Origin of the sequence: Chitinophaga sp. NPDC101104 (assembly GCF_050277495.1) — a bacterium.
GTDB lineage: Bacteria > Bacteroidota > Bacteroidia > Chitinophagales > Chitinophagaceae > Chitinophaga.
This window is the reverse complement of sequence record NZ_JBNNSF010000001.1, coordinates 22,461-45,775: the sequence shown is the minus strand read 5'-3', so window position 1 is coordinate 45,775 and position 23,315 is coordinate 22,461. Positions and strand designations below refer to the sequence as shown.

Sequence of the window (23,315 nt, the reverse complement as noted above, 5' to 3'; positions counted from 1 at the left end):
TATCCAGCCCGCCACTCCGGAAAGGCCTTCCTTCCCCGGCCAGATCATCAACGTTCATCCCGTTGTTCAGTAGTAAGTGAATACGCAGAGAGTCATCTTCGAACCGGTCCGCAAAACTGTCTCCGGTAACTATTTCCACCTCACTATTTCATTTCCAGGACCGCCTCACCGGCGGCTCCCCGTCCTGCCCATGCCGTTCATGAACTGAACAGCGCCACCGCACGATTTGTAAAATTCTTGTTGTAGGTTTGCGCACAAATAATATCCGTTGTGATGATAGACTTTTCGCACCTGCAAGATTACCTGTCGCCCGTTTCCAAATCGGAACTGAACGAAGATGAAGAATATGACGACCTCCAGGTCGGGAACATCATCGACAGCTACGAACAAGGCCACCTCCCCAACCTCGACGCCGCCGATGTCATTTTCCTCGGCGCCGGCGACGAACGGGGCAACGGACGGAGCAACTCCGCCACACCCGCACCCGACGTTATCCGGAAAGAATTCTACCGCCTCTTCCTCTGGCACCGCGATCTCCGCATCGCCGATGCCGGAAACCTCCTCCCCGGGCGCTCCCAGGCCGATGCCTACGCCGCCCTCAAAACCGTGCTCACCGAACTGATAGACGCCGGCAAAACCATCGTCATCCTCGGCGGCAGCCACGACCTCACCTACGCGCAATACCAGGCCTACGCCTGCAAAAAGTATATCATCGAAGTCAGCGTAGCCGATGCCCTCATCGACCTGCAGGAAACTTCTCCCATGAAATCGCAGCGCTTCCTGCTCGATATGTTCATGGAACAGCCCAACTACATCCGCCACTACAACCACATCGGCTTCCAGAGCTATTTCGTGCAACCCCGCATGCTCGAAACGCTCGACAAGCTCCGGTTCGATTGCTACCGCCTCGGGAAAGTGCGCGAAAATATCGAAGAGATCGAGCCCGTGCTGCGGAATACAGACCTGTTCTCGGTAGACGTCTGCATGATCAAACATACCGACGCACCGTCGCACTCCCTGTCTCCCAACGGATTCACCGGCGAAGAAGCGTGTGCCCTTTCCCGTTATGCGGGGATGAGCAACAACCTTTCCACCTACGGTATTTACGGATACGATCCTTCCCGCGACCGCGACAACCTCACGGCCAAGCAGATCTCGCAAATGCTCTGGTATTTCCTCGACGGGCGGCATGTGCGCAACAAGGAAGCCCAGCTCAACGAGCGCGAAGCTTTCCTGGAGTTCCACATCGCCGGCGCCGATATCAGCACCGTGTTTTTGAAGAGCAAGAAAACCGGCCGCTGGTGGATGCAGCTGCCCGACAAGAATTTCGTTCCCTGCGCCTATTCGGATTACCTCATGGCCAGCAACAACGAGCTGCCCGAGCGTTGGCTCCGTAGCCAAGAACGCCTGTAATTCCTTATTTTTAGGGTAACGTTCAAGCAAATCATGTGACGCATCCCCGCAGAGCCAGGCTCGCCCGCATCAATATCATCCAGAATGCGCAAGACGCCACCCTCATCGCTATCGGCGTATTGCTGGCCGCCATCGGCCTGAAAGCCTTTTTGCTGCCCAACGGGTTCCTCGACGGCGGCGTAACGGGTATTTCCCTGCTGGTAAACCGCCTTTCCGGTTGGTCGATCTCCGTTTTGCTGATCGTCATCAACGCGCCTTTCATCGTGCTGGCCTACAAACAACTGTCGCGCCTCTTCACGCTAAAAACCATCGCGGCCATCGTAGGGCTCGCCACGGCGCTGGCGCTCATCAAAGTTCCGGTACTGACGCAGGATAAATTACTGATCGCCATTTTCGGAGGGTTCTTCCTCGGCGCCGGCATCGGCATGTCTATCCGCGGCGGCGCCGTGCTCGACGGCACCGAAGTGCTCGCCCTGTGGATTTCCCGGAAAACCGTACTGTCTATCGGCGAAGTGATCATGTATTTCAACGTCCTCATCTTCGGGGTGGCCGCCGTGCTCATCAACGTGGAAACCGCGCTGTACGCCATGCTCACTTACCTGTCTGCCTCGAAAACAGTGGATTTCGTCATCCAGGGTTTTGAAGAATACATCGCCCTGACCGTCATTTCCCCAAGAGCGGAATTGATACGTAAGACGTTGACACTCAAACTGAAAAAAGGCGTGACGGTTTTTAAAGGGAAAAGCGGGTACGGAAAAAGGGGAGAAGTGGACAATGAGATCGAGATCATTTATACCGTTGTGACCCGCCTGGAAGTGCATAAGGTCATCGACGAGATTGAAAAGATCGACGAAAAAGCGTTTATTGTGCAACATAATATCAACGACACCCGCGGCGGCATGATCAAGCGCCGGGCGGGCGCACATTAAACGCGAAACATTCCACGCATGAAAAAGTCACTCATCGCCGCCATGCTTACCATCGCCGCCATCAACGCCACCGCGCAGGAACGCATCAACCTGTACCCGGACCATCCGGAATGGAAGATCCTGGGCGGAAAGGAAATCAACGACGTTCCCCACATCGAATATTATCCCGCTCCGGGCGACAAGAAAAACGGCGCCGCCGTGCTCGTCTGCCCCGGCGGAGGCTACACCAACCTGGCCCTGGGCCACGAAGGGAAAGACGTAGCCGAATTCTTCAACGCCAACGGTTTCGACGCCATCGTGCTGCATTACCGGCTGAACGGCGGTCCGCAGCCCGGGTCCACTTTTCCGGCGCAGTACAACGATGTGACGTTGGCGATGCGCATCGTGAAAAGCAAAGCCAAATCCTGGGGCTTCGATCCCGAAAAGGTGGGCGTGCTGGGCTTTTCGGCAGGAGGGCACCTCGCATCGATGCTCACTACGATGCACATCGCGCCCGATCCGCAGGGGAAAGCGGCGCATGAGCGGTTCGGCTCGCGGCCCGCGTTCTCCGTGCTCGTGTACCCGGTGATCTCGCTCAGCGAAAGCTTCCGGCATGCGGGCTCCGCCAATAATTTACTGGGAGCGGGCGCGCCGAAGGAAAAACAGGATTCGCTGTCCACCCAAAACCGCGTCACCGCCGAAACCCCGCCCACCATGCTCATCCACGCCAGCGACGATAAAGGCGTGCCGGTGGAAAACAGCCTCGTTTTCTACAAAGCGCTGCTGCAGCACAACATTCCCGCCACCATGCATATTTACGACCATGGCGGACATGGGTTCGGGATGGCCCCGAATGACCCGGTGCTCAACACCTGGCCCGGCCTCGTGGTGAACTGGATCAACGGGATGCTCTTCAAAAAGTAAACTTCCATTCGCGATAGAAGCCCTCACAGCCTGGCTGTGAGGGCTTTCTTTGTGGATAAAGGCAAAAAAACGGTTTACCGGAAGGCATTTACTGGCTATTGGCGGACGCGCATAAAAAAATCCCGGCCTGCCGAGGCAAACCGGGACGTTATAAACCAATTCACTAAAGATCACAGGAAATTGTCCGCATCGCGGTACGCTTTGATCAGTGCGGCTTCCCCTTCCTTGCCGGGTTTGGCGTTGCCGTGCTCCATGCCCATCACCCCTTTATAGCCTTTTTCGTGGAGGTGTTTGAACACGTTGCGGTAGTTGATTTCTCCGGTGCCGGGCTCGTTGCGGCCGGGGTTGTCCCCGATCTGCACATAAGCGATCTCGCTCCAGCAATGGTTGATCATGTTGATGATATTGCCTTCGTTGCGCTGCATGTGGTAGATATCGAAAAGGATTTTGCAGGACGGGCTGTTTACCGCACGGCAGATCTCGTACGTTTGGTCGGAGGTGCGCAGGAAGAGCTCGGGCGTATCGCTCAGGGGCTCGAGCACCATGGTGAGACCGCCTTTTTCGAGGATTTCGGAGCCGGCGCGGAGCGCGTCGATCACGTTGCCGGTCTGAACACCGATGGGCGTGCGGCGCTCGAAGAAGCCGGGAACAACGGTGGCCCATTTGGCGTTGACGCGCTTGGCGAGCTCTACGGAGCGTTCGCAGGCTTTGAGGAATACGTCGAGATGTTCTTTTTTACCGGTGGTGAGCGAAACTTTCCAGTTTTCGCCGCCGTCGATCACGAACACGCCCATGCGCATGCCCAGTTTGGCGAGGAGGTCGCCGATCTTGTTTTGCTGGGCGGTGTCGCGGCCGAGCATGCCGTTGTCTTCGATCGACCTGAAGCCCTGGTCGTGCATGAACCGGATCTGGTCGAGGAAATCTTCGCCGCCGGAGTTTTTGAACATCCCCTGGTGCGGTGCGTAATCGAGATTGAAAGTTTTACCCGCGGCGGCGGTGTTGTCTTTTTCGGCCCCTTTGGCGGAGCCCGCCAGCGCGGTAGCGCCTCCGAAGGTCAGGGCGGAGATGCCGGCGAGGGTCGACTGTTGTAAAAAGCTTCTTCTTTCCATAGCGTGTATTTTAAAATGACTTAGCGAAGGCGAAATTTATAGCTTTTAATAAGGAAATCCATATGTATTGAATAAAAAATAGATGAACGGGGATTTCATTCGATTTCATGCAACGCCTATCTTTATTTTTTGACGTTCATAAAATAAATATTGCATTCCCGCCCCTAAATCGATAAATTCACACGCTTTTATTGTAATCCAACTAGATGAAAAGGACAACCGCGTTATTCCTGATCGGGGGCCTCTGTTCTGCCGCCGTTCATGCACAAACTACACCTTTCGAGGCCTACGATCAGAAGATCGAGGGCAGCGACGTTACCATCCGCATGGTGCCGGTGAAGGCCGGAGAATTCCTCCTCGGAAGCCCCGCTTCCGAAAAAGGCCGTAACGCAGACGAAGGGCCGCAGAAGAAAGTGAAGATAGATGCTTTCTGGATGGGCGCTTATGAAGTGACGTTCGACCAGTACGACCTCTATGCGGACAAAGACAAGGACAAGGCCCCGCTGCCCGATGGCATGACCCGGCCCAGTCCGCCCTACATCGACCTGACCCTCGGTATGGGCAAGTCCGGCGGATTCCCCGCCAACAGTATGAGCCAATACGGCGCGCTGATGTATTGCCGCTGGCTGTACAATAAGACCGGCGTTTTCTTCCGCCTGCCCACCGAAGCAGAATGGGAATATGCCTGCCGCGCGGGTTCCAAGACCGCTTATCCCTTCGGTGCCGATGCGTCGAAACTGAAGGAATATGCCTGGACGGCCAGCAATTCCGAAGATAAATACCACAAGGTCGGTGAGCTGAAACCCAATGCCTGGGGGCTTTACGATATGCTCGGCAATGTGGGCGAGTGGACGATGGACCAGTACGAACCGGAGGCTTACAAAACCGTTGACGCTGCCAATCCCTGGCTGAAACCGACAGACAAAACCCCGCGTACCGTACGCGGCGGTAACTATATGGATGCCCCCGCCGCTACGCGCAGCGCCTCCCGCCTGATGTCCGACATCGCCTGGAACGACCGCGACCCGCAGATCCCGAAAAGCAAATGGTGGAACGCGGATGCGCCTTTCGTAGGGTTCCGCATTGTGCGCCCCGTTCAGCAGCCGACCAAAGAAGAAGCGGAGAAGTTCTTCGCCGAAATGATCGACCAGTTCGTAGGCGCGCGCTGATCCGTCAAATCTCTGTCACCACATGGATTTTCGCGGGATAATCCGTACTTTATAAGGCTATTGTCTATTTCATTATACTTTTTCACCAACGGCGCCGGCAGGCGTCCGGTAAATTACCAAACATGGAAAAGGAAACACGCTCTTCATTCCACGATCAAACTCGCAGAGACTTCGTAAAGAAATCCTCTATCCTCGCAGGCGCCGCCATGGCCGCGCCTTACCTGTCGCAAGCAGCACAGACCAATTATTTCTCAGGCTCCGCCGGTGTCATCAAGATAGCCCTGATCGGCTGTGGTGGCCGCGGAACGGGCGCCGCAGTGCAGGCGCTCAGCACCAAACAGAACGTTCAGCTCGTTGCCATGGCCGACGCTTTCCGCGACCGGCTCGATGGTAGCTACAACGAGATCGTGGAGTCCATGAAAAAAACGCCCGAGCGCGTTAAAGTGGCCGAAGCCGATAAATTCGTTGGGTTCGACGGATACAAACAAGCCATCGCCAAGGCGGATGTGGTGATCCTCACCACGCCTCCCGGCTTCCGCCCCATCCACTTCGAAGAAGCCATCGCACAGGGTAAGCACGTGTTCATGGAGAAACCCGTGGCCACAGACCCCGCCGGCATCGCCAAAGTGCTCGAAACCGCGGAAAAGGCGAAAGCGAAAAAACTCAATGTGGTTGTTGGCCTCCAACGCCACTACATGACCTCTTACCGCGAATTGTACAAGCGCCTGAAAGACGGTATGATCGGGGACATCACCTCCATCCAGGTTTGGTGGAACCAGGGCGCCCTCTGGGTGCGCGAGCGCAAGCCCGAATACACCGAAATGGAATACCAGATGCGTAACTGGTACTATTTCAACTGGCTCTGCGGCGATCATATCGTAGAACAACATATCCACAACATCGACGTGGGCAACTGGTTCATGGGTAAAACGCCCGTAAACGCCGTAGGTATGGGTGGCCGCGCCATCCGCACCGGTCCGGAAGCTGGGGAAATCTTCGACCACCACTTCGTGGAATACCGGTACGACAATGGCGTTGTCATGAACAGCCAATGCCGCCACTGGAAAGATTCCGTGAGCAAGGTAGACGAGGAGATCGTAGGCACCAAGGGCCGCATCTTCTGCGACCGTGGCCAGATCGTTGACCATAAAGGAAAAACGCTTTACCAGTTCGACCGTAAAATGCACAATCGTCCGTACCAGGCAGAGCACGATGAGCTGTTCGAAGCCATCGCCGCCGGCCAGTATAAATTCCAGGACGCGCAACGCGGTGCAGAAGCTACGCTTTCCGCCATCATCGGCCGTATGGCCACCTATTCCGGTCAGCTGATCGAGTGGGACAAGGCGCTGAAATCCGGCATCAACCTGCAACCCGCCAAATATGCGTTCGACGCGCCGCCGCCGGTACTCCCGGATGCAAGCGGCCACTACGCATACGCGAAGCCCGGTATCACCCGCTATTTCTCCTGATCACGCAAGTGAAAAGGCTGCGATATCTGAAAGGCGCACCCATGCCGGGTGCGCCTTTTTCTTTTGCGGTCCGCGGGTAAAATGGAGGCATGTAAATAACGGTTCCGGTTACGGAAACTGTCCATCCATGGAAAGCGATCCTTCTTCAAATTGATTATATTCAGGACATGAAATCGTACCTCACGGGAGCCATCGCCCTGTTGCTGAGCCTCGGCGCAGTGGCGCAACCGAAGAACCTGCGCGCCTGGGCGCAGGAAGATATTTTGCTGATCAAAGAGCTGAAGAGCGCGCATGTAGGCATCAGCATTTACGATCCGGCCACAAAGAAATACTGGCTGCAATACCAGGACGATAAATTTTTCGTGCCCGCGTCGAACACGAAGATCTTCACGCTGTTTGCGGGTTTGCAGTTGCTGGGGGATTCGTTGCCGGGGATGCGGTACGTGGAAAACGATACGGCGCTGTATGTCCAGGGAACGGGCGACCCCTCGTTCCTTCATCCCGATTTTACCGCCCAGCGCGTGCTGGACATGCTGTCCCAAACCGGGAAGAACATCTGGCTGCAACCCGCCGTCATCAAGAATAAACGTTTCGGGCCGGGATGGGGCTGGAGCGATTATGCGGATTATTACCAGCCCGAGCTCAATGAATGGCCCATGTACGGCAATGTTGCCCGCATCCGGATGAAAGGCGCCAGTTATTCCATGACGCCCGAATTCCCCACAGAGCTCATTTACGAACGCCCGCCCGCGGAAGCGCTGGCCGACCGGGAAGAGCGCGAGAACCTCTTCACGCTGCACATCCGGTCGGATGTGCACGCGGAGCAGACTTTCGAAGTGCCTTTCATCACCGGGAATATTTCCCAACTCGCCCGCCGCCTGCAAGACACGATCCGCAAGCCCGTCCGCATCATGGCCACCACCGCGCCTTTGAACGGAACGGTCCTGAAATCCATCCCTACAGATACCCTTTTCCAACCCATGATGCACCGCAGCGATAACTTCTTCGCGGAGCAAATCCTCATGATGGCATCTTCCCTCAAATACGACGCGATCGATTCCCGGAAACTGATCGGGTATTTGCTGGACTCACTGCTTTCCGACCTTCCGCATCCGCCGAATTGGGTAGATGGTTCGGGCCTGTCGCGCTACAATCTTTTCACGCCCCGCGACTTCGTTACCGTGCTCGATAAAATGTATAAAAATCATTCGAAGGAACGGCTCTTTCCGCTGTTTCCCGCCGGCGGAAAAGGCACGTTGAAAAATTACTACCAGGCGCTGCCTAACCGGCTCTATGCCAAAACCGGTACGCTCAGCGGCGTGGTGGCACTCAGCGGATACCTGATCACCAAGTCGGGTAAGACGCTCATTTTCAGTGTGCTCGTCAACAACCATAACGCAAATTCTTCTGCTACGGTGCGCCGCGCGGTGGAAAAATTCCTCGTGCGCACGGCCAACGCCGGCTGACGCATTCCCGGAAAACAAAAATCCCGGCAAACGTTACGCTTGCCGGGATTTTTTATGTTCGGAACGGAAATCCTATTTCACGATTTTCAGTTCGTTGATGATGTTTTTGGCACCACCCAGTTTGTCGATGCACCACAGCACGTAGCGGATGTCTACGTTGATGGTACGGTTGTAATTTTTATCGAACTGGATCTTGTGGCTGAGCGCTTCGTAGTTACCGTCGAACGCGAGGCCGATCAGTTCGCCGTTGGCGTTGAGTACGGGCGAGCCGGAGTTGCCGCCGGTAATGTCGTTGCCGGTGATAAAGCCAACTACGAGGGTTTTACGCTTCGCGTCGATGTACTGGCCGAAATCTTTTTTCTTCACGAGGTCGATGAAATTCTGGTGCAGATCGAACTCGTAATCGCCGGGTTTATATTTCTCCATCACACCGTCGATCGTGGTTACGTAATCGTAAGCCACGGCATCGCGGGGGGAGTAGGGTTTCACCTGGCCGTAAGAAAGGCGCATGGTGAAATTGGCGTCCGGGTAGCGGTTCGCGTTGGGCGTGCGCTGGGCTTCGCCTTTCAGGTAGAGGCGGCCGAGCTCGTTGTTTTGCGCGGTGAACTGGGCGTAGATCGGCGCGTATTTAGAGGCGTAGTTCTTCACGAAGGCGGAAGCGTAGGCGTATGCCGGGTCTTCCTGCAACGTAACGGCATCGGGCTGGCTGATGAACGTTTTCCATTTCGCGTCGTTGAAGATGATGGTGTTGTTGAACACGTTGGCGGCCCAGGTGCGATAGGTTTTTTCGTCGTTCAGGTCGCCGAAAGATTTCAGGCCTTCGTAGAAACCGATGGGGTGCTGGTCTTTCGGGATATCCTGGTAATAGCGCATGGCCATGGCGGCGAGGATTTTCTGATCGGAGGGTTTGTTCTCGTCTTTCAGGAAATTGGTGCGGGCCTGGTCTGCGGCGTTGGCGGCGGCTTTGATGTCACCATTTTTGAGGATGGTGCTTTCGAGCTGCGCGAGGGAGCTGGCGTAAGCGGCGAGGGGCGAGCCGAGGATGCCTTCCATGAGGTAGAGGCGGACTTTTGCGTAGGGAGACCATTTCTTGTAAATGTCTTCATACTGCGCAAACACGGGCTCGAACTCGGATTTGCCTTTGGCCCATTGCTGGAAGGCGGCCTCGTTCTTCAGTTTCTCTTCGTACACGTGGTACTTCAGCAATTGGGCGGTTTCGCCGTCGAAGAATTTCCAGTAGTTGGCGATGCCGGCGTAGGAAGATGCGAGTTGCAGCTTCACGGCGGGATCTTTCTTCATTTCTTCGAACATGTATTTGAGGCGGATGTCGCGGAGGCCGACGATGGAGGGGTTTTCCACATCGGTCTTCAGTTTCACGCCATAGGACGTTTCGTAACGGTTGGTGCCGCCGGGGTACCCGAAGATCATGGCGTAATCGTTTTCTTTCACGCCTTTGATGGAAACGGGCAGGAAGTGTTTCGGTTTGAGGGGAACGTTGCCGGCAGCGTATTCAGCCGGTTTGCCGCTGGCGTTGCCGTATACGCGGAACACGGAGAAGTCGCCGGTATGGCGGGGCCATTCCCAGTTATCGGTATCGCCGCCGAACTTGCCTACGTTTTCGGGAGGGGTTCCTACGAGGCGAACGTCGGTGTAACGTTCGTACACGAAGAGGAGATATTGGTTCCCTTTGAACATGGGCACCACTTTGGCTTCGTAACCGTTGCCGTCGGTGGCGGCTTTCACGATATCACCGTAAGCAGCCTGGAGCTTAGGGTTGCGATCGGCCAGGGTAGTGCCTTTGATGGCTTCTTCCACTTTGGCGGTCACGTCTTCCACACGCACGAGGAACTGAACGGAGAGCCCTTTGGCCGGGATCTCTTCCTGCTTGCTGCGGGCATAGAAGCCGTCGCGCAGGTAATTATGCTCCACCGAACTGGCAGACGCGATGGCGCCATAACCACAGTGGTGGTTCGTAAAGATCAGCCCTTCATTGCTCACGATCTCTCCCGTGCAACCTCCACCGAAAATGATAATGGCATCTTTAATGGATGATTTGTTGATGCTGTACAACTGGTCTTTCGACAGCTTCAATCCTTTCTTCACCATGTCGGCATAAGTTTGCGGCCCCAGCAAGTAAGGGAGCCACATGCCCTCGTCCGCTCTTACCAGCTTGACAGACAGCAAAAGCAGCAACAGGAATAGATTTTTCTTCATATGTTAGATTTTGTAAGGGCCCAAACCTACCGATTTTTTTCATAATAGCCTTTACCGGCCATGGAAGTCAACAATTGAAGGCGCCGCCGCGTTAAAATGGCTTGATGATTGATAAGAAAAACAAATACACCATAAAACCACTATCATGAAACAGTTACTGCTTCCCGCCTTTGCCGCCCTCGCCATTTTGGCCGCCTGCCAGAGTTCCCAACAACAATCGGGTACCGATTCCGCCGCCGCGGCAGCCGCCGTTACGACAGACGGGGCGCCCGCATGGCCGCTTTCCGGCACCAAATGGGTGTTGAAGGAAATCGTGAACGGCCCCAAAGACACCAGCAACTGGGGGAAAGAAATTTATATGCAGTTCGTGGATTCCTCGTCGCAGGTGCGCGGCCATCTGGGCTGCAACGGCTTCGGCGGCAAATTCGTGGCCACGCCCACCGGCGAGCTGGCCGTGTCCGACATCATCTCCACCCAAATGGCCTGCCCGGCCCTGAACGTGGAAAACGCTTTCAGCCAGGCGCTGCAGAACACCAATAAATACACCATCGAAAAGGATATCCTCAGCATTCAGCGCGGAGATTCCGTTTTAGCGACGTTTACCGCGGTAAAACAATAATAATCACTTAAAAATCAACGTATATGAAGAAAATCCTCATCGTCCTCGGCGTTGCCGCCATCTTCGCGGCCTGCCAGAACAAAACTGCCGCCACCGGCGAGGATACTTCCGCCAACGCGAAGATCCACGAAGGGGTAGACTCCATCCAGGAGGGCATCGAACAGAAGGCGGATACCGCCGGCGCCTGGTTCCAGCGGCAGAAAGACGAAGCTTCGGCCTCCATCAAGGAAAAAATGGATTCGCTGGACGTACGCATCGAAGAGCTGAAAAAAGACGGCAGCGCGAAAAGCAAAAAAGCGCAGGCCAAGCTGGAAGCCGCCCGGGCCGATCTCGCCAAAGCGGCGGACGACGTGAAAAACGCCACGGTGGATGCCTGGGACAAAACGAAGGAAGGGCTCGATAAATCGCTGAAGAAAGCCGACAGCGAATGGCAAGAGTTCAAGCGCGATTTCAAGGAACTGTTCCGTTAGGACAAGTAGCGTATCTATAAGAAAAAAGGGCGCCTCCGGTCGGGGGCGCCCTTACTATTTCGTAAAAATTGCTTACACACCGAGCGTCCAGCCGTCGCGATAGGTACGCTTCACGAACTGGTTGGCTTCGTCGAAGTTGGTGATCTTCATGTTCGGGCCATCCCACAACAGTTTGATGTAGCGGCCGGGATAGTCGAAACCTTTGCCGTCGGCTTTGGGTTTGCGGATATCGTAGCTGCGGATGGCGAGGTTGCCCATAAGGATGGTTTCGGTGAGCGGGCCGGCGATCTCGAAGGGGGCCGACAGTTCTTTCTTACCGTAACCGGCGATGCACGCGTTCACCCACTGTACATAGTGGCCTTCAGGCACGCGGGCGATGGTTTGCTTCACGTTCACTTCCGCATTGCGTTTGGAAGGCAGCAGCGAAGGGTACATACCATACGTTCCGCACATCATTTTGCCTTTCGTGCCTTCGAAAATGGCGCCGTTGCCGCCGTCGCCCATTCTTTCGTTGGGGCCGAGCTCTTCGGGGCGCGCGGGTTGGATGCCACCGTCCATCCAGTGGAGTTTCAGCGGACCGCGTTTCGTTTCGAAAGTCATGATCACGTGGGAAGACGGGGGGCAGCTTTCCGGGAAATAGCCCTGTTTGAATTCGTCTACATACACGCTGCCTACGCTGGCTTCCGCGGAAACGGGGTAGCCGAGGCCGAGCACGCGGAAAGGAGGCTCCACGATATGGCAGCCCATGTCTCCGAGCGCGCCGGTACCGTAATCCCACCAGCCGCGCCAGTTGAACGGAACGAGCTTGTCGACGTAGTCTTTTTGCGGAGCGGTGCCCAGCCAGAGGTCCCAGTCGAGGTCGGCCGGTTTGGTGCCGGGCTGTGCAGGCCAGGGAATTCCCTGCGGCCATACGGGGCGGTTGGTCCAGCAATACACGGTATGAACATCGCCGATGAGGTCGGCATTGTACCATTCCATGAGCTGGCGGACGCCGTCGCCGGAGGCGCCCTGGTTGCCCATCTGGGTGACTACTTTATATTTTTTCGCGGCCTGCGTGAGCATGCGCGCTTCGTAGATGTCGTGGGTGAGGGGTTTTTGAACGTATACGTGCTTGCCGAGCTGCATGGCGGCCATGGCTTGCACGGCGTGGTTATGGTCGGGGCTGGAAACGGTTACTGCGTCGATGTTTTTGTGTTCTTTGTCGAGCATTTCGCGGTAATCCCGGTAGTATTTCGCTTTGGGGAAGCGTTTTACGGACCCTGCTGCGCGGCTGTCATGAACGTCGCACAGTACGACGATGTCTGCCGGGCCTTTCGAAATCTCGCTCAGATCGCTGTCGCCTTTACCGCCGACACCGATGCCGGCAACGCGAAGCCTGTCGCTGGGCGCGGTGTAACCCGGCCCTCCCAATACGTGACGTGGAACGATCATAAAACCTGCAGCGGCGGTAGCGCTGTTGGTTAGAAATGATCTACGTGAAATCTGGTTTCTTTTATTATTTTTTCCCTGAACCATGATTTGATAAATTTTCGTTCAATATAATAGAAAAATTTATAGAAAAAGCAATAATCTCTATGAGCGGCATCCTGTACTGTCCTGTGCTAAATCGATTTTTTCAACCGTGAATTGTTGTTGGGATGGGATGGGCTTACCGTCTGTCGGCAATGTTGGGGCGATGAGGTTTTTTATCCTGTTTTTAGCCGTCTCAAACCTTCTGTTGCGACGTGCCGGCCAACCGCAAACGATATCAATCAGCCACTTACTGTTCCTGTTTGTACTAAATCGATTTTTTCAACCGTGAATTGTTGTTGGCATGGGCATACCGTCTGTCGGCAATGTTGGGGCGATGAGGTTTTTTATCCTGTTTTTAGCCGTCTCAAACCTTCTGTTGCGACGTGCCGGCCAACCGCAAACGATATCAATCAGCCACTTACTGTTCCTGTTTTTGCTAAATCGATTTTTTCGATTGTGAATTGTTGTTTGAGTAGGATGGGCCTTACCGTTCGTCGGGAATGTTGGTGGCGATGTGGTTTTTTATCCTATTTTTAGCCGTCTCAAACCTTATGTTACAACATGTCGACTAACCGCAAACGATATCAATAAGCCACTTACTGTTCCTGTTTTTGCTAAATCGATTTTTTCGATTGTGAATTGTTGTTTGAGTAGGATGGGCCTTACCGTTCGTCGGGAATGTTGGTGGCGATGTGGTTTTTTATCCTATTTTTAGCCGTCTCAAACCTTATGTTACAACATGTCGACTAACCGCAAACATCCGGTAGCCTTACCGTTTTTATTCTTTTCCGAGATGTGGGAACGATTCGGTTTCTACCTGCTGCTCGCCATTCTGCAACTATACCTGACAGACGCCGAAAAGGGCGGTTGGGCCATGGACCGCCATGCAGCGGTCGATATCTTCGGCACCTTCATCGCATTCGTATACCTCACCCCGTTCATCGGCGGGCTCCTGGCCGACCGTAAAATCGGTTACTCCAAATCCATCATCATCGGGGGCATCCTCATGGGGATCGGGTATTGCGGACTGGCCGTCAAAGATTTAACGGTTTTCTACTGTTCGCTGGCGCTCATCTGCGTGGGCAACGGCTTCTTCAAACCCAATATCTCCACGCTGCTGGGCAACGTTTACAACGACCCCCGGTACATCGAGCGCAAAGACACCGGTTATAACATCTTCTACATGGGGATCAACATCGGCGCCTTCATCTGCACCTTCTTCGCATCGTACCTCCGCAACAACATCAACTGGGGCGCAGCGTTCATCGCAGCAGGCATCGGCATGTTCCTCGGTGTCATCATCTTCGTAGCCGGGCTTAAACATTACCGCCATGCAGACGTCCTCAAGCCCGTCCAACCCGGCGATATGCCCCTGGGCTCCATCTTCGCGCAGGTTTTCGTTCCCGTACTGATCGTAGGCTGCATCGGCTGGTTCATCCCCGGCAATATCTTCGGCACCGATTCTACGGACGCGTTCATCTTCGCCTGCCTCCCCATTATTTATTTCTTCGTGAACCTGCTGCGCAAAGCTTCGGGCACAGACAAGCAGCCCGTAAAGGCCCTGCTCGCCGTTTTCGCAGTGTCTATCATGTTCTGGGCGGTATTCAAACAAAACGGTACCGCGCTCACCACCTGGGCGCAGTTTTATACGGACCGCGAACTGTCTGCCTCGCTGACCGGCCCCGCCAACGCGCTTTCCCTCGCGGAAACCACCACCAACCAAACCGGCGAAGTGGTAGCGTACGACCATGAATTCCGCGTTATCAAAGATGAAAACGGCAAACCGGTAAAGGAGATCGGAAAGCCCGTTTACTTTAAGAACGTGGCGCCCGAGAAAATGCCGGCGGAAGGAACCACCATCAGTCTCGTCAACACCGAACAATTCCAATCCATCAACCCGTTTTTCGTTATCATCCTCACGCCGCTCGTCGTCGCATTATTCACCTTCCTCCGCAAACGGAAGAAAGAACCGACCACGATGACCAAAATCGCGTGGGGGCTCGTGATTTCGTCGCTCTCCACTTTCTGTATGGTGGCGGCCGTCATGGTTTGCGATAACGGCGCAGTGAAAGCAGCACCCTGGTGGCTGTTCGGCAGCTATGGCATCATCACCGCGGGAGAATTGCTCCTCAGCCCGATGGGCCTGTCGCTCGTATCGAAGCTCAGTCCTGCCCGCCTCACTTCGCTGATGATGGGCGGCTGGTTCCTGGCCACGTCTATCGGCAATAAACTGTCGGGCGTGTTGGCCGCGATGTGGGACCAGTACGACAATAAAGTCAATTATTTCCTCGTGAACTTCCTGCTGCTGGGCGTTGCCGCGGGCACCATCATCCTGATGCTGCGCTGGTTGAACCGTGTGTTTAAGGAACATGCGCACTGATCCGCCGGGGAAAATAAAAAAAGCGACGTCCATTACGGGCGTCGCTTTTTTTTATGCGTTTCAGACCGGGATCAATCGTCCCAGGTCATGAGCTTGGTGCGGTCTTCCTTTTTCAGGCAAACGGCCAGCATTTTTTCGTCGTACGCAAGATTGTACTGTTTGAGCACATCGTCCGGAACGCCGTCCCATTCATTGGGCCGGTTGCCGGCGTACCCCATGTCCTTGATGCCCATTTCGCTGGTGAAGAACCCTGTGGCGGTGAGGTTGCGCATCAAGCTGAAGAACGCAACGCCCTGGCTCATTTCCGGCGCCGCTTTTTCGGGGAACGCGATCTGGTCTACCATGGCCAGGCGTTTGTCGGGCTCCAGGTCGGTGAAGATTTTGCCGTACTGTTTCTGGCATTGCACATCGAGCCAGCGGAGACCGCCGCGCATGGGCAGCTGGTGCTTGGGCTGGTCTTTCACGATGAAATCGATGAACTCCGGCACCTTGGCGTCTGTGGCCGATCCGGAAGTTTCATCTTTCGGGATGATGATATCTGCGAGCACGGTGATGGTTTTCATCTCCGCGTCCGTGAAGAATTTTTCTTTTTTAAGCGCCTCGTCGCGGAGTACTTCTTCGGGCGTACGGCCGTAGAATTTCCCGGTTTTTGGCGCTTTGTCAGCCTCTTTGGTGCTGGTTTCGCAGGCGCTGAGGATAACGCCGGTGGATACGGAACCTATCAGGAGGGCTTTGAGCGATTCTCTTCTGTCCATGATGATCAGAGATTTTGTTTTTTCAATTCGTCCACGATGTAATTCGATGCGCGCAGCGACAGCGCGAGGATCGTCCAGGTCGGGTTTTTATCTGCCTGCGAAACGAAAGCGCCGCCATCCACTACAAATACGTTTTTGGCGTCGTGGGCCTGGTTGTATTTATTGAGGACGGAGCGTTTGGGATCGTTGCCCATACGGGTGGTGCCCACTTCGTGGATGATCCGGCCCGGGTTTTCGAGACCGTACATGGTTTCTTCGCCGGGTTTGGTGCCGAGGGGAATGCCGCCCATCTGGTGGATGATCTCTTCGAACGTTTCGTGCATATGCCGCGCCTGTTTGATCTCGTGCTCGCTCCATTTGTAATTGAAACGGAGAACGGGAATGCCGAATTTATCCACGACGTTCGGGTCGATTTCGCAATAATTATCTTCCCGCGCGATAGCTTCCCCGCGACCGGCGAACCCGATCGTGGAGCCGAAGAACCGGCGGTAATCGTTTTTCAGGCTGGCGCCGTATCCGCCGGCGGGAGCACCGCCGCGGTTGGGGTCTTTCATATGCATGCCTTCGATCCCGAAACCGAAACCGTAAGCCGGCATGCCCATACCGCCCCAGAACTCGATGTGGTAGCCACGGGCGAAGTCGAGCTTCTTATTGTCGAGCCACCAGGGAATGTACATATGCATCCCGCCTACACCGTCTTCGTTATACCGTTTCCGGTCCATGAGCGAAGGCATGAACGCCCCGCGCGAAGCGCCGGTGGAATCGTGCAGGTATTTTCCGACCAGGCCGCTGGAATTGGCGAGGCCGTTCTTGTGCATGGGAGATTTGGAATTCAGGAGCAACCGCGCCGATTCGCAGGCGCTCGCAGCCAGCACGATCACGCGGGCGTCGATGCGGTATTCCTGCATGTCGGATTTATCGACATAGCTCACGCCCGTTGCTTTACCGGACGCGTCCGTCACAATTTCCCGCGCCATGGCGCCCACGTACAAATCCACGTTACCGCTTTTCATGGCGGGTTTCACGAGCACGGTGGAGGAGGAGAAGTCGCCGTGAACGGTACATCCGCGGCTGCATTGCGAGCAGAAGAAGCACGCGCCGCGGTCTTTGTTCACCGAGCGGGTGAGGATCGACAGGCGGGAATGGATCACCGGGATGCCGAGCTTATCGCCGGCCTGTTTTACCATCAGCTCGTGGAGGCGCGGTTTGGGAGGAGGGAGGAAATAACCGTCGGGCTCGTTGTAAATGCCTTCCTTCGACCCGAAAACCCCGATCATTTTGTCTACCTGGTCGTACCAGGGCTTTACTTCATCATACCCGATCGGCCAGTCGTCTCCATGCCCGTCGAGGCTATAATGTTTGAAATCGTTCGGTCCGAAACGGAGGGAAATGCGGCCCCAGTGGTTGGTGCGGCCGCCTAACATGCGGGACCGGAACCAGTCGAATTTGCTGCCGTTCTTTTGTGTGTAGGGCTCGCCTTCGATTTCCCATCCGCCGTAAGCGGCGTCGAAATCGCCGAAGGGCCGGGTGGTGTTGGCGCCCCGCCTGGGCGATTCGTAGGGCCATTTCAATTGGGTCTGCTGCTCCGGATCGGCTGGGTCGTACTTCGGGCCTGCTTCGAGCAGTGCCACCTTCAGCCCCGCGTCTGACAGCACTTTGGCCGCCATTCCGCCACCAGCGCCAGATCCGATGATGCACACGTCGTACGCTTTCGCTTGTTTTTTTATCTCAAATGCCATTGTAAGTACGTGGATTTTTGTAGCGTGATTTAACCTGAAAGATTTTAAATCTATAAATTAAATACGGAAAATGAAAGGGGTTTTTTACTTTCGGGTTCTATTCTATGACGACAAAATCACCATATATCCTCGGTGTAGACATCGGAACGGGGAGTGCGAAGACGATCGCGGTGACCACGGCGGGGCAGATCCCCGCATCCCGCAGACAAACTTATCCCACCTTGGAGCCGGTTCCCGGGTTTAGTGAGCAAGACCCTGAGCAAGTGCTCGCCGCTATCATCAAGACCATCCGCGAAACCGTCGCAGAAATGGGATACGCCCCCGCGGCCATCTCGCTGAGCAGCGCCATGCACAGTCTGCTGGCCGTAGATGCCGACGGCGAGCCCCTCACGCCCGTGATGACCTGGGCCGACAATCGCGCCGAAGATTATGCCGCCGCCCTCCGCAACACGCCGGAAGGAAAAGACATCCACCGCGCCACGGGCACGCCCATCCACCCGATGTCTCCGCTGTGCAAAATCCAGTGGATCCGCGAACAGCAGCCCGAAATCTTCGAACAGGCCGCCTGTTTCGTAGGGATCAAAGACCTGTTCCTGTTCCGCTGTTTCCACGAATTCATCACCGATTATTCCCTCGCCTCATGCTCGGGGCTTTTTGATATCCGGGCGCTCGACTGGTACGGCCCCGCGCTGAAACTCGCCGGCATTACAGACGACCGCCTGCCCATCCCGGTAGAGACCACGCGGCTCCTCATCGGCATGGACCCCGCCATGGCACAGGCTATGGGCGTTCCCGACGGTACGCTCATCATGGCCGGCAGCAGCGACGGTTGCCTGGCGCAGCTGGGCTCCGGCGCCGTGGAGCCCGGGCATGCTGCGCTCACCATAGGCACGAGCGGCGCCATCCGCGTGATGTGCCCGAAGCCCGCCGATGATCCCGGCGGAAGGATTTTTTCATACGTGCTCACGCCCGAACATTACGTTTGCGGCGGCGCGATGAACAACGGCGGCGTGGCTTTGCAATGGTTCTCGAAAGCATTCCTGCCCTGGTCCGACTATAACGATTTCCTGAAAACGGCCTTCACCGCGCCAGCCGGCAGCGATGGACTGCTCTGTTTGCCCTACATGCTGGGCGAGCGCGCCCCGGTGTGGGACAGCCGCGCATCCGGCGCGTTCGTGGGCATGCGCCAGCACCATGGTTCGCCGCATTTCCAGCGGGCGCTGGTGGAAGGGATTTGCTTCAACCTCCTCAGCATCGGCGAAGCCCTCGAAAGCGTGACGGGCGATATTCGTGAAGTAACGGTGAGCGGTGGATTTACCGCGTCGCCGTTGTGGATCCAGTTGATGGCGGATATTTTCCGCAAGCCCATGCTACTGCACCAGGACGAAGACGCCTCCGCCCTGGGAGCCGCCATGCTGGCCTGGCACGCGCTGGAACAGGTAGACGCGTGGCAGTTCAATTCCGCCGCCGCCGCGCGCGTTTTTGAGCCCAACTCGGAACATGCGCCGGTTTACGAACGCAATTACCGCGCGTTTTCCATGTTATATGAACGTTTGAAAGACGTCACCGACATTCTCCGGGAAAAATAAAAGAAGACAGCCGCCTCGAAAGAAGCGGCTGTCTTTTTTATGGAAAGATGGAAATGTTGGCTGATGGAAATGGAACGGATGAAACCCCGGGCGGTTTATTTCGCCAGCAGGCCGAACAGTTCGATCACGAGCGAAATCAGCCAGAAACGGGACATGGAACGCTCCTTTTTCGAAGCGGTCGACCGCGCAAAGAATGCGTATTGGGGACCGGTTGTTGGATGTTTTTTCATGGCCGTTCAGTTTGGATATTATGAAGATACCGAAAAATATATGGCCTAGAACCCCCTGTCGAACATCTTCTCCAGGTCATTCAGTTTAAAAGAGATGAACGTGCCTCTGCCGCCCGGGGAAACATTGGGCATCGAACAGGCGAACAGCTCGTCGATGATATTCTGCATCTCGCGGGAAGTCAGCGGTTTACCGGACGGGATGGCGTTGTTGCGGGCCATGCTGCGCACGAGGCGCTCCCGGCGGTTGTGCTTCAGTTCGGTACTGAAATTCTTGAACTGCTCGAGCAATCCTTCGATGCTGGCCTGTTCGTTGCCGGATTGGATGTCGGCCGGCGTTCCGCGCACCACGAAAGTATGCTGGCCAAAAGGTTCCAGGTCGTAACCGAGCGCCTGCAGGTCGGGCAGCATTTCGTGGACGATGATCGCATCCGCAGGCAACAGTTCTAGCGTTTGCGGGAAAAGGCTTTGCTGGGTAGCGATGGGTTTCTCGGCGAGGGCGCGGAGATACCGTTCGTACAAAATACGTTCGTGCGCCGATCGCTGGTCTACCAGAATGAAACCCGATTTGATCTGCGAAAGGATATACTGCTGATGCACCTGCACCGGCCCTTTCTGGTCGTGCGCCGCTTCCTGCCAGCGTTCGTCGATGACGGAAGCGGTAGAAGTGGGCGCCGCCGGGAATTCGGAAGGTGGCGGCAAGGGAAAATCGTTGTCGCGCGCGGGCGCCGGGCCGTACAGCTCTTTCCAGTGCTGGAGGTTGCTGCTGGCCGTTTTATCGATCACGTGCGCCTGGTTGGCGCTCGTAAAGGTTTTGTAGATGGAAGTGCCGGTCGACTGCGCTTTCTTCTCTTCGGTGAAAGGCTGCGTGAGCGCGTCGAGCTGCTGGATGCCGGGGTCGAGGTCGAAATCGAGCGCGGGCGTTACGCTGAACTGCGCCAAAGCGTGTTTGATGGCCGATTGCACGAAAGCATACAGGATGCGCTCGTCGTCGAACTTGATTTCCTGCTTGGTGGGATGCACGTTGATGTCCACATGCGCGGGATCGAGGTCGATGAAGAGCACGTACAGCGGGTAGCTGTCTGTCGGGATCGTTTCCGCGAACGCGTTCATCACGGCATGGTTCAGGTAGCTGGATTTGATGAACCGGTTATTGACGAAGAAGAACTGGTCGCCGCGGGTTTTCTTGGCCGTTTCCGGTTTCCCCACAAACCCGTGGATGTTCATATAATCGGTGCTTTCCTTAACGGTGACGAGTTTGGAGTTGTAGTGCTGGCCGAGGATGGAGACGATCCTTTGCTTGAGGGAGCCTTTCTCGAAATGGAACATCTGCTGCCCGTTGCTGTTCAGCGAAAACTGGAGATGCGGGAAGGCGAGCGCCACGCGGATGAATTCATCGACGATATGGCGCATCTCGGCAGCATTGCTTTTCAGGAAGTTACGGCGGGCCGGCACGTTAAAGAAGAGGTTCTTCATGGCGATGCTCGTGCCCACGGGCGCCTGGCAGGGCTCCTGCCGGCGGATGACGGAGTTGTCGATCTCGATGAAAGTCCCCAGCTCATCGTCCTGCCGCTTCGATTTCAGTTCTACCTGCGCTACCGCGGCGATGGAAGCCAGGGCTTCGCCCCGGAAACCCATGGTCCGGATCTGGAAAAGATCGTCGATCGACCTGATTTTGGAAGTCGCGTGCCGTTCGAAGCACATCCGTGCATCGGTGTCGCTCATCCCGCTTCCGTTATCGATCACCTGAACGAGCTCTTTGCCCGCATCTCTTATAATGAGTTGGATTTCAGTGGCGCCGGCGTCCACCGCATTTTCCAGTAACTCCTTTACCGCCGATGCCGGCCGCTGGATCACTTCGCCCGCTGCTATCTGATTCGCAATATTGTCCGGTAATAAATTGATGATATCCGCCACTTACCTGCCTTTTGGCGTAAAGTTAGGAAGAAAAAATATTGTTAAATACATGAAGGCGTACAATCCATACAGTTGTACGTTTCGTACCTTTAAGGTGCATAGACGGAACTACACATATCCAGATTAATAATTTATAAATAATTATGTTCCGTAGGTATTGTGCATATTAAAACTGAAGCCATGAGGACATGGACCTACCTATTATTAGTTGTAGCCATGACAGTCAGTCATTGTTCCTACTCACAAAACGGGACTAAAAAATCATTTATGGAAGAAAAAAAGAGCCCGGTGTATTCCCGCACAGACACGGGCAAAGTCAACCTATCAGATGCAGAGTGGAAAAAGATCTTACCCAAGGATGTGTACGACATTGCCCGTGAAAAGGGCACTGAGTGGGCATTTACGGGAAAATTCTGGAACAGTAAGGAGCACGGGACGTATTATTGCGCGGCTTGCGGCAATCCGCTGTTCGTTTCGGACACGAAGTTCGAGAGCGGCTGCGGATGGCCGAGTTTTTATCAGCCTGTCAGTAAAACGAGCGTGATCTATACGCCCGACAATTCTCACGGCATGCAGCGCACCGAAGTGCAATGCGGCCGGTGCAAGGCGCATCTGGGGCACGTGTTCGACGATGGCCCGCCGCCGACGGGGCTTCGCTACTGCATCAATTCGGTGATCCTGGATTTCGAGAAGGCGCAGGACGCGGAAAAGAAGTTCAACGGGAAAGAAAAGTAATTCACATCCAAAAAACCTGACTGTATGCTGCCGGTGCAAATTCCTTTGCGCCGGCCTTTCCAATGTAACGGGTTTCCAACCGCCGGAAAAATTCGGTAAATTGTGGAAAACCAGCTATCCCTTTGAGAAAATTCTACTATTACAGTGCCTGGGTGATCGGCATGGCCATGGCTTTACTGGCAATCCTGTTGCTGGTGGCCCCCACGCATGTTCACATCGAGCAATCGGTATTTATTCACGCGCCGCCTGCCGCGGTGTGGGACCAAACCGCCCGTTTCGACCGTTATAATCAATGGAATACCCTCAAGGAAAGGGAGCCCGGCGCGCAATTCAGGATAGACGGGGTAGATGGTACGGCCGGTGCGTCTACCACCTGGACCGGTAAAAAGATCGGCTTCGGCCGCCTGCGCCATCTTTCCCTTACGCCCCATACAGAAATCCGCCAGCAGCTGGAGTTTTTCGAACCGCTTGCCTCCATTTGCGATATCTCCTTCAAATTTGCCGATTCCGCCGGCGGCACCCGCGTCTCGTGGAGCATGGACGCCAAATATCCCCGCCCGCAGAATATCCTGGGCATGTTCATGAAAGACAATCTCGAAACCGATTTCCGGAAAAGCCTCCAGCGCCTGAAATCCGCTGCCGAAGCCAACGTTTCTGCCGGCAGGAAATAAATTATAGCTTGATAATCAATCGTTTGATG

The 23,315-nt window shown here is 55.3% G+C and carries 19 protein-coding genes; 12 read left to right on the top strand and 7 right to left on the bottom strand.

Annotation, left to right across the window (positions count from 1 at the left end):
- Nucleotides 1–273 precede the first annotated feature (273 nt).
- Genes ACQKLP_RS00195 through ACQKLP_RS00185 form a run of 3 tightly spaced genes read left to right on the top strand, consistent with a single transcriptional unit; the run spans nt 274 to nt 3,245 of the window.
- Nucleotides 274–1,413, top strand: a complete 1,140-nt coding sequence (locus tag ACQKLP_RS00195) for a formimidoylglutamase (RefSeq protein WP_427318933.1) — start codon at nt 274–276, stop codon at nt 1,411–1,413.
- A gap of 35 nt (nt 1,414–1,448) precedes the next feature.
- Nucleotides 1,449–2,342, top strand: a complete 894-nt coding sequence (locus ACQKLP_RS00190; protein WP_427318931.1) for a YitT family protein — start codon at nt 1,449–1,451, stop codon at nt 2,340–2,342.
- 18 nt (nt 2,343–2,360) lie between these two features.
- Nucleotides 2,361–3,245: an alpha/beta hydrolase gene (locus tag ACQKLP_RS00185; RefSeq protein ID WP_427318929.1), complete on the top strand. Its 885-nt coding sequence runs from the start codon at nt 2,361–2,363 to the stop codon at nt 3,243–3,245.
- A gap of 170 nt (nt 3,246–3,415) precedes the next feature.
- On the opposite strand, the gene ACQKLP_RS00180 is transcribed toward ACQKLP_RS00185, so the two are convergent.
- Complete coding sequence (locus ACQKLP_RS00180; RefSeq protein ID WP_427318927.1) at nt 3,416–4,354, bottom strand: hydroxypyruvate isomerase family protein; 939 nt, start codon at nt 4,352–4,354, stop codon at nt 3,416–3,418.
- A gap of 206 nt (nt 4,355–4,560) precedes the next feature.
- Here ACQKLP_RS00180 and ACQKLP_RS00175 point away from each other — a divergent pair, with 206 nt between their 5' ends.
- The 3 genes from ACQKLP_RS00175 to ACQKLP_RS00165 all read left to right on the top strand — a co-directional run bounded on the left by ACQKLP_RS00175 (nt 4,561) and on the right by ACQKLP_RS00165 (nt 8,458).
- The gene (locus tag ACQKLP_RS00175) at nt 4,561–5,523 is read left to right on the top strand and encodes a formylglycine-generating enzyme family protein (protein ID WP_427318925.1); all 963 of its coding nucleotides are present in this window, start codon (nt 4,561–4,563) and stop codon (nt 5,521–5,523) included.
- 122 nt (nt 5,524–5,645) lie between these two features.
- Nucleotides 5,646–6,992: a Gfo/Idh/MocA family protein gene (locus tag ACQKLP_RS00170; RefSeq protein WP_427318923.1), complete on the top strand. Its 1,347-nt coding sequence runs from the start codon at nt 5,646–5,648 to the stop codon at nt 6,990–6,992.
- Nucleotides 6,993–7,159: 167 nt separating this feature from the next.
- On the top strand, nt 7,160–8,458 hold the full coding sequence (locus tag ACQKLP_RS00165) for a D-alanyl-D-alanine carboxypeptidase/D-alanyl-D-alanine-endopeptidase (protein WP_427318921.1): 1,299 nt from the start codon (nt 7,160–7,162) through the stop codon (nt 8,456–8,458).
- Nucleotides 8,459–8,530: 72 nt separating this feature from the next.
- Here ACQKLP_RS00165 and ACQKLP_RS00160 read toward each other — a convergent pair whose 3' ends face one another.
- The gene (locus ACQKLP_RS00160; RefSeq protein WP_427318919.1) at nt 8,531–10,672 is read right to left on the bottom strand and encodes a S46 family peptidase; all 2,142 of its coding nucleotides are present in this window, start codon (nt 10,670–10,672) and stop codon (nt 8,531–8,533) included.
- Between the two features lie 145 nt (nt 10,673–10,817).
- On the opposite strand from ACQKLP_RS00160, the gene ACQKLP_RS00155 reads away from it, so the two are divergent.
- Entirely contained in the window at nt 10,818–11,291 is a 474-nt protein-coding gene (locus ACQKLP_RS00155) for an META domain-containing protein (protein ID WP_427318917.1), read from the top strand.
- A gap of 23 nt (nt 11,292–11,314) precedes the next feature.
- Complete coding sequence (locus ACQKLP_RS00150) at nt 11,315–11,761, top strand: hypothetical protein (RefSeq protein ID WP_427318915.1); 447 nt, start codon at nt 11,315–11,317, stop codon at nt 11,759–11,761.
- A gap of 72 nt (nt 11,762–11,833) precedes the next feature.
- On the opposite strand, the gene ACQKLP_RS00145 is transcribed toward ACQKLP_RS00150, so the two are convergent.
- Nucleotides 11,834–13,276, bottom strand: a complete 1,443-nt coding sequence (locus ACQKLP_RS00145) for a Gfo/Idh/MocA family protein (RefSeq protein ID WP_427318913.1) — start codon at nt 13,274–13,276, stop codon at nt 11,834–11,836.
- A 736-nt stretch (nt 13,277–14,012) separates the two neighbouring features.
- Here ACQKLP_RS00145 and ACQKLP_RS00140 point away from each other — a divergent pair.
- Nucleotides 14,013–15,653, top strand: coding sequence for a peptide MFS transporter (locus ACQKLP_RS00140; protein ID WP_427318911.1), 1,641 nt, complete (start codon nt 14,013–14,015; stop codon nt 15,651–15,653).
- A gap of 71 nt (nt 15,654–15,724) precedes the next feature.
- On the opposite strand, the gene ACQKLP_RS00135 is transcribed toward ACQKLP_RS00140, so the two are convergent.
- Together ACQKLP_RS00135 and ACQKLP_RS00130 are read right to left on the bottom strand one after the other, a co-directional pair.
- Complete coding sequence (locus ACQKLP_RS00135) at nt 15,725–16,408, bottom strand: gluconate 2-dehydrogenase subunit 3 family protein (RefSeq protein WP_427318909.1); 684 nt, start codon at nt 16,406–16,408, stop codon at nt 15,725–15,727.
- Between the two features lie 5 nt (nt 16,409–16,413).
- A complete protein-coding gene (locus tag ACQKLP_RS00130) occupies nt 16,414–18,147 on the bottom strand; it encodes a GMC family oxidoreductase (RefSeq protein WP_427318907.1) in 1,734 nt (577 codons plus the stop codon).
- A 104-nt stretch (nt 18,148–18,251) separates the two neighbouring features.
- Between ACQKLP_RS00130 and ACQKLP_RS00125 the strand changes: the two genes are divergently transcribed.
- Entirely contained in the window at nt 18,252–19,736 is a 1,485-nt protein-coding gene (locus tag ACQKLP_RS00125) for a gluconokinase (protein ID WP_427318905.1), read from the top strand.
- 95 nt (nt 19,737–19,831) lie between these two features.
- On the opposite strand, the gene ACQKLP_RS00120 is transcribed toward ACQKLP_RS00125, so the two are convergent.
- Nucleotides 19,832–19,966 (bottom strand): hypothetical protein, encoded by a 135-nt coding sequence (locus tag ACQKLP_RS00120; RefSeq protein WP_427318903.1) that lies wholly within the window; start codon nt 19,964–19,966, stop codon nt 19,832–19,834.
- Nucleotides 19,967–20,011: 45 nt separating this feature from the next.
- On the bottom strand, nt 20,012–21,880 hold the full coding sequence (mutL, locus tag ACQKLP_RS00115) for a DNA mismatch repair endonuclease MutL (RefSeq protein WP_427318901.1): 1,869 nt from the start codon (nt 21,878–21,880) through the stop codon (nt 20,012–20,014).
- A gap of 267 nt (nt 21,881–22,147) precedes the next feature.
- Here mutL and msrB point away from each other — a divergent pair, with 267 nt between their 5' ends.
- Together msrB and ACQKLP_RS00105 are read left to right on the top strand one after the other, a co-directional pair.
- Complete coding sequence (msrB, locus tag ACQKLP_RS00110) at nt 22,148–22,615, top strand: peptide-methionine (R)-S-oxide reductase MsrB (RefSeq protein WP_341842024.1); 468 nt, start codon at nt 22,148–22,150, stop codon at nt 22,613–22,615.
- 122 nt (nt 22,616–22,737) lie between these two features.
- Entirely contained in the window at nt 22,738–23,286 is a 549-nt protein-coding gene (locus ACQKLP_RS00105) for an SRPBCC family protein (RefSeq protein ID WP_427318898.1), read from the top strand.
- The last annotated feature ends 29 nt before the right edge of the window (nt 23,287–23,315 follow it).

What these genes read in the sequence shown, in the direction of transcription:
- ACQKLP_RS00195 (WP_427318933.1), top strand. Translation starts at nt 274, where the DNA reads ATGATAGACTTTTCGCACCTGCAAGATTACCTGTCGCCCGTTTCCAAA.
- ACQKLP_RS00180 (WP_427318927.1), bottom strand. Translation starts at nt 4,354, where the DNA reads ATGGAAAGAAGAAGCTTTTTACAACAGTCGACCCTCGCCGGCATCTCC.
- ACQKLP_RS00145 (WP_427318913.1), bottom strand. Translation starts at nt 13,276, where the DNA reads ATGGTTCAGGGAAAAAATAATAAAAGAAACCAGATTTCACGTAGATCA.
- ACQKLP_RS00170 (WP_427318923.1), top strand. Translation starts at nt 5,646, where the DNA reads ATGGAAAAGGAAACACGCTCTTCATTCCACGATCAAACTCGCAGAGAC.
- msrB (WP_341842024.1), top strand. Translation starts at nt 22,148, where the DNA reads ATGGAAGAAAAAAAGAGCCCGGTGTATTCCCGCACAGACACGGGCAAA.
- ACQKLP_RS00150 (WP_427318915.1), top strand. Translation starts at nt 11,315, where the DNA reads ATGAAGAAAATCCTCATCGTCCTCGGCGTTGCCGCCATCTTCGCGGCC.
- ACQKLP_RS00140 (WP_427318911.1), top strand. Translation starts at nt 14,013, where the DNA reads ATGTCGACTAACCGCAAACATCCGGTAGCCTTACCGTTTTTATTCTTT.
- ACQKLP_RS00165 (WP_427318921.1), top strand. Translation starts at nt 7,160, where the DNA reads ATGAAATCGTACCTCACGGGAGCCATCGCCCTGTTGCTGAGCCTCGGC.
- ACQKLP_RS00185 (WP_427318929.1), top strand. Translation starts at nt 2,361, where the DNA reads ATGAAAAAGTCACTCATCGCCGCCATGCTTACCATCGCCGCCATCAAC.
- ACQKLP_RS00155 (WP_427318917.1), top strand. Translation starts at nt 10,818, where the DNA reads ATGAAACAGTTACTGCTTCCCGCCTTTGCCGCCCTCGCCATTTTGGCC.
- ACQKLP_RS00130 (WP_427318907.1), bottom strand. Translation starts at nt 18,147, where the DNA reads ATGGCATTTGAGATAAAAAAACAAGCGAAAGCGTACGACGTGTGCATC.
- ACQKLP_RS00135 (WP_427318909.1), bottom strand. Translation starts at nt 16,408, where the DNA reads ATGGACAGAAGAGAATCGCTCAAAGCCCTCCTGATAGGTTCCGTATCC.
- ACQKLP_RS00160 (WP_427318919.1), bottom strand. Translation starts at nt 10,672, where the DNA reads ATGAAGAAAAATCTATTCCTGTTGCTGCTTTTGCTGTCTGTCAAGCTG.
- ACQKLP_RS00125 (WP_427318905.1), top strand. Translation starts at nt 18,252, where the DNA reads ATGACGACAAAATCACCATATATCCTCGGTGTAGACATCGGAACGGGG.
- ACQKLP_RS00120 (WP_427318903.1), bottom strand. Translation starts at nt 19,966, where the DNA reads ATGAAAAAACATCCAACAACCGGTCCCCAATACGCATTCTTTGCGCGG.
- ACQKLP_RS00175 (WP_427318925.1), top strand. Translation starts at nt 4,561, where the DNA reads ATGAAAAGGACAACCGCGTTATTCCTGATCGGGGGCCTCTGTTCTGCC.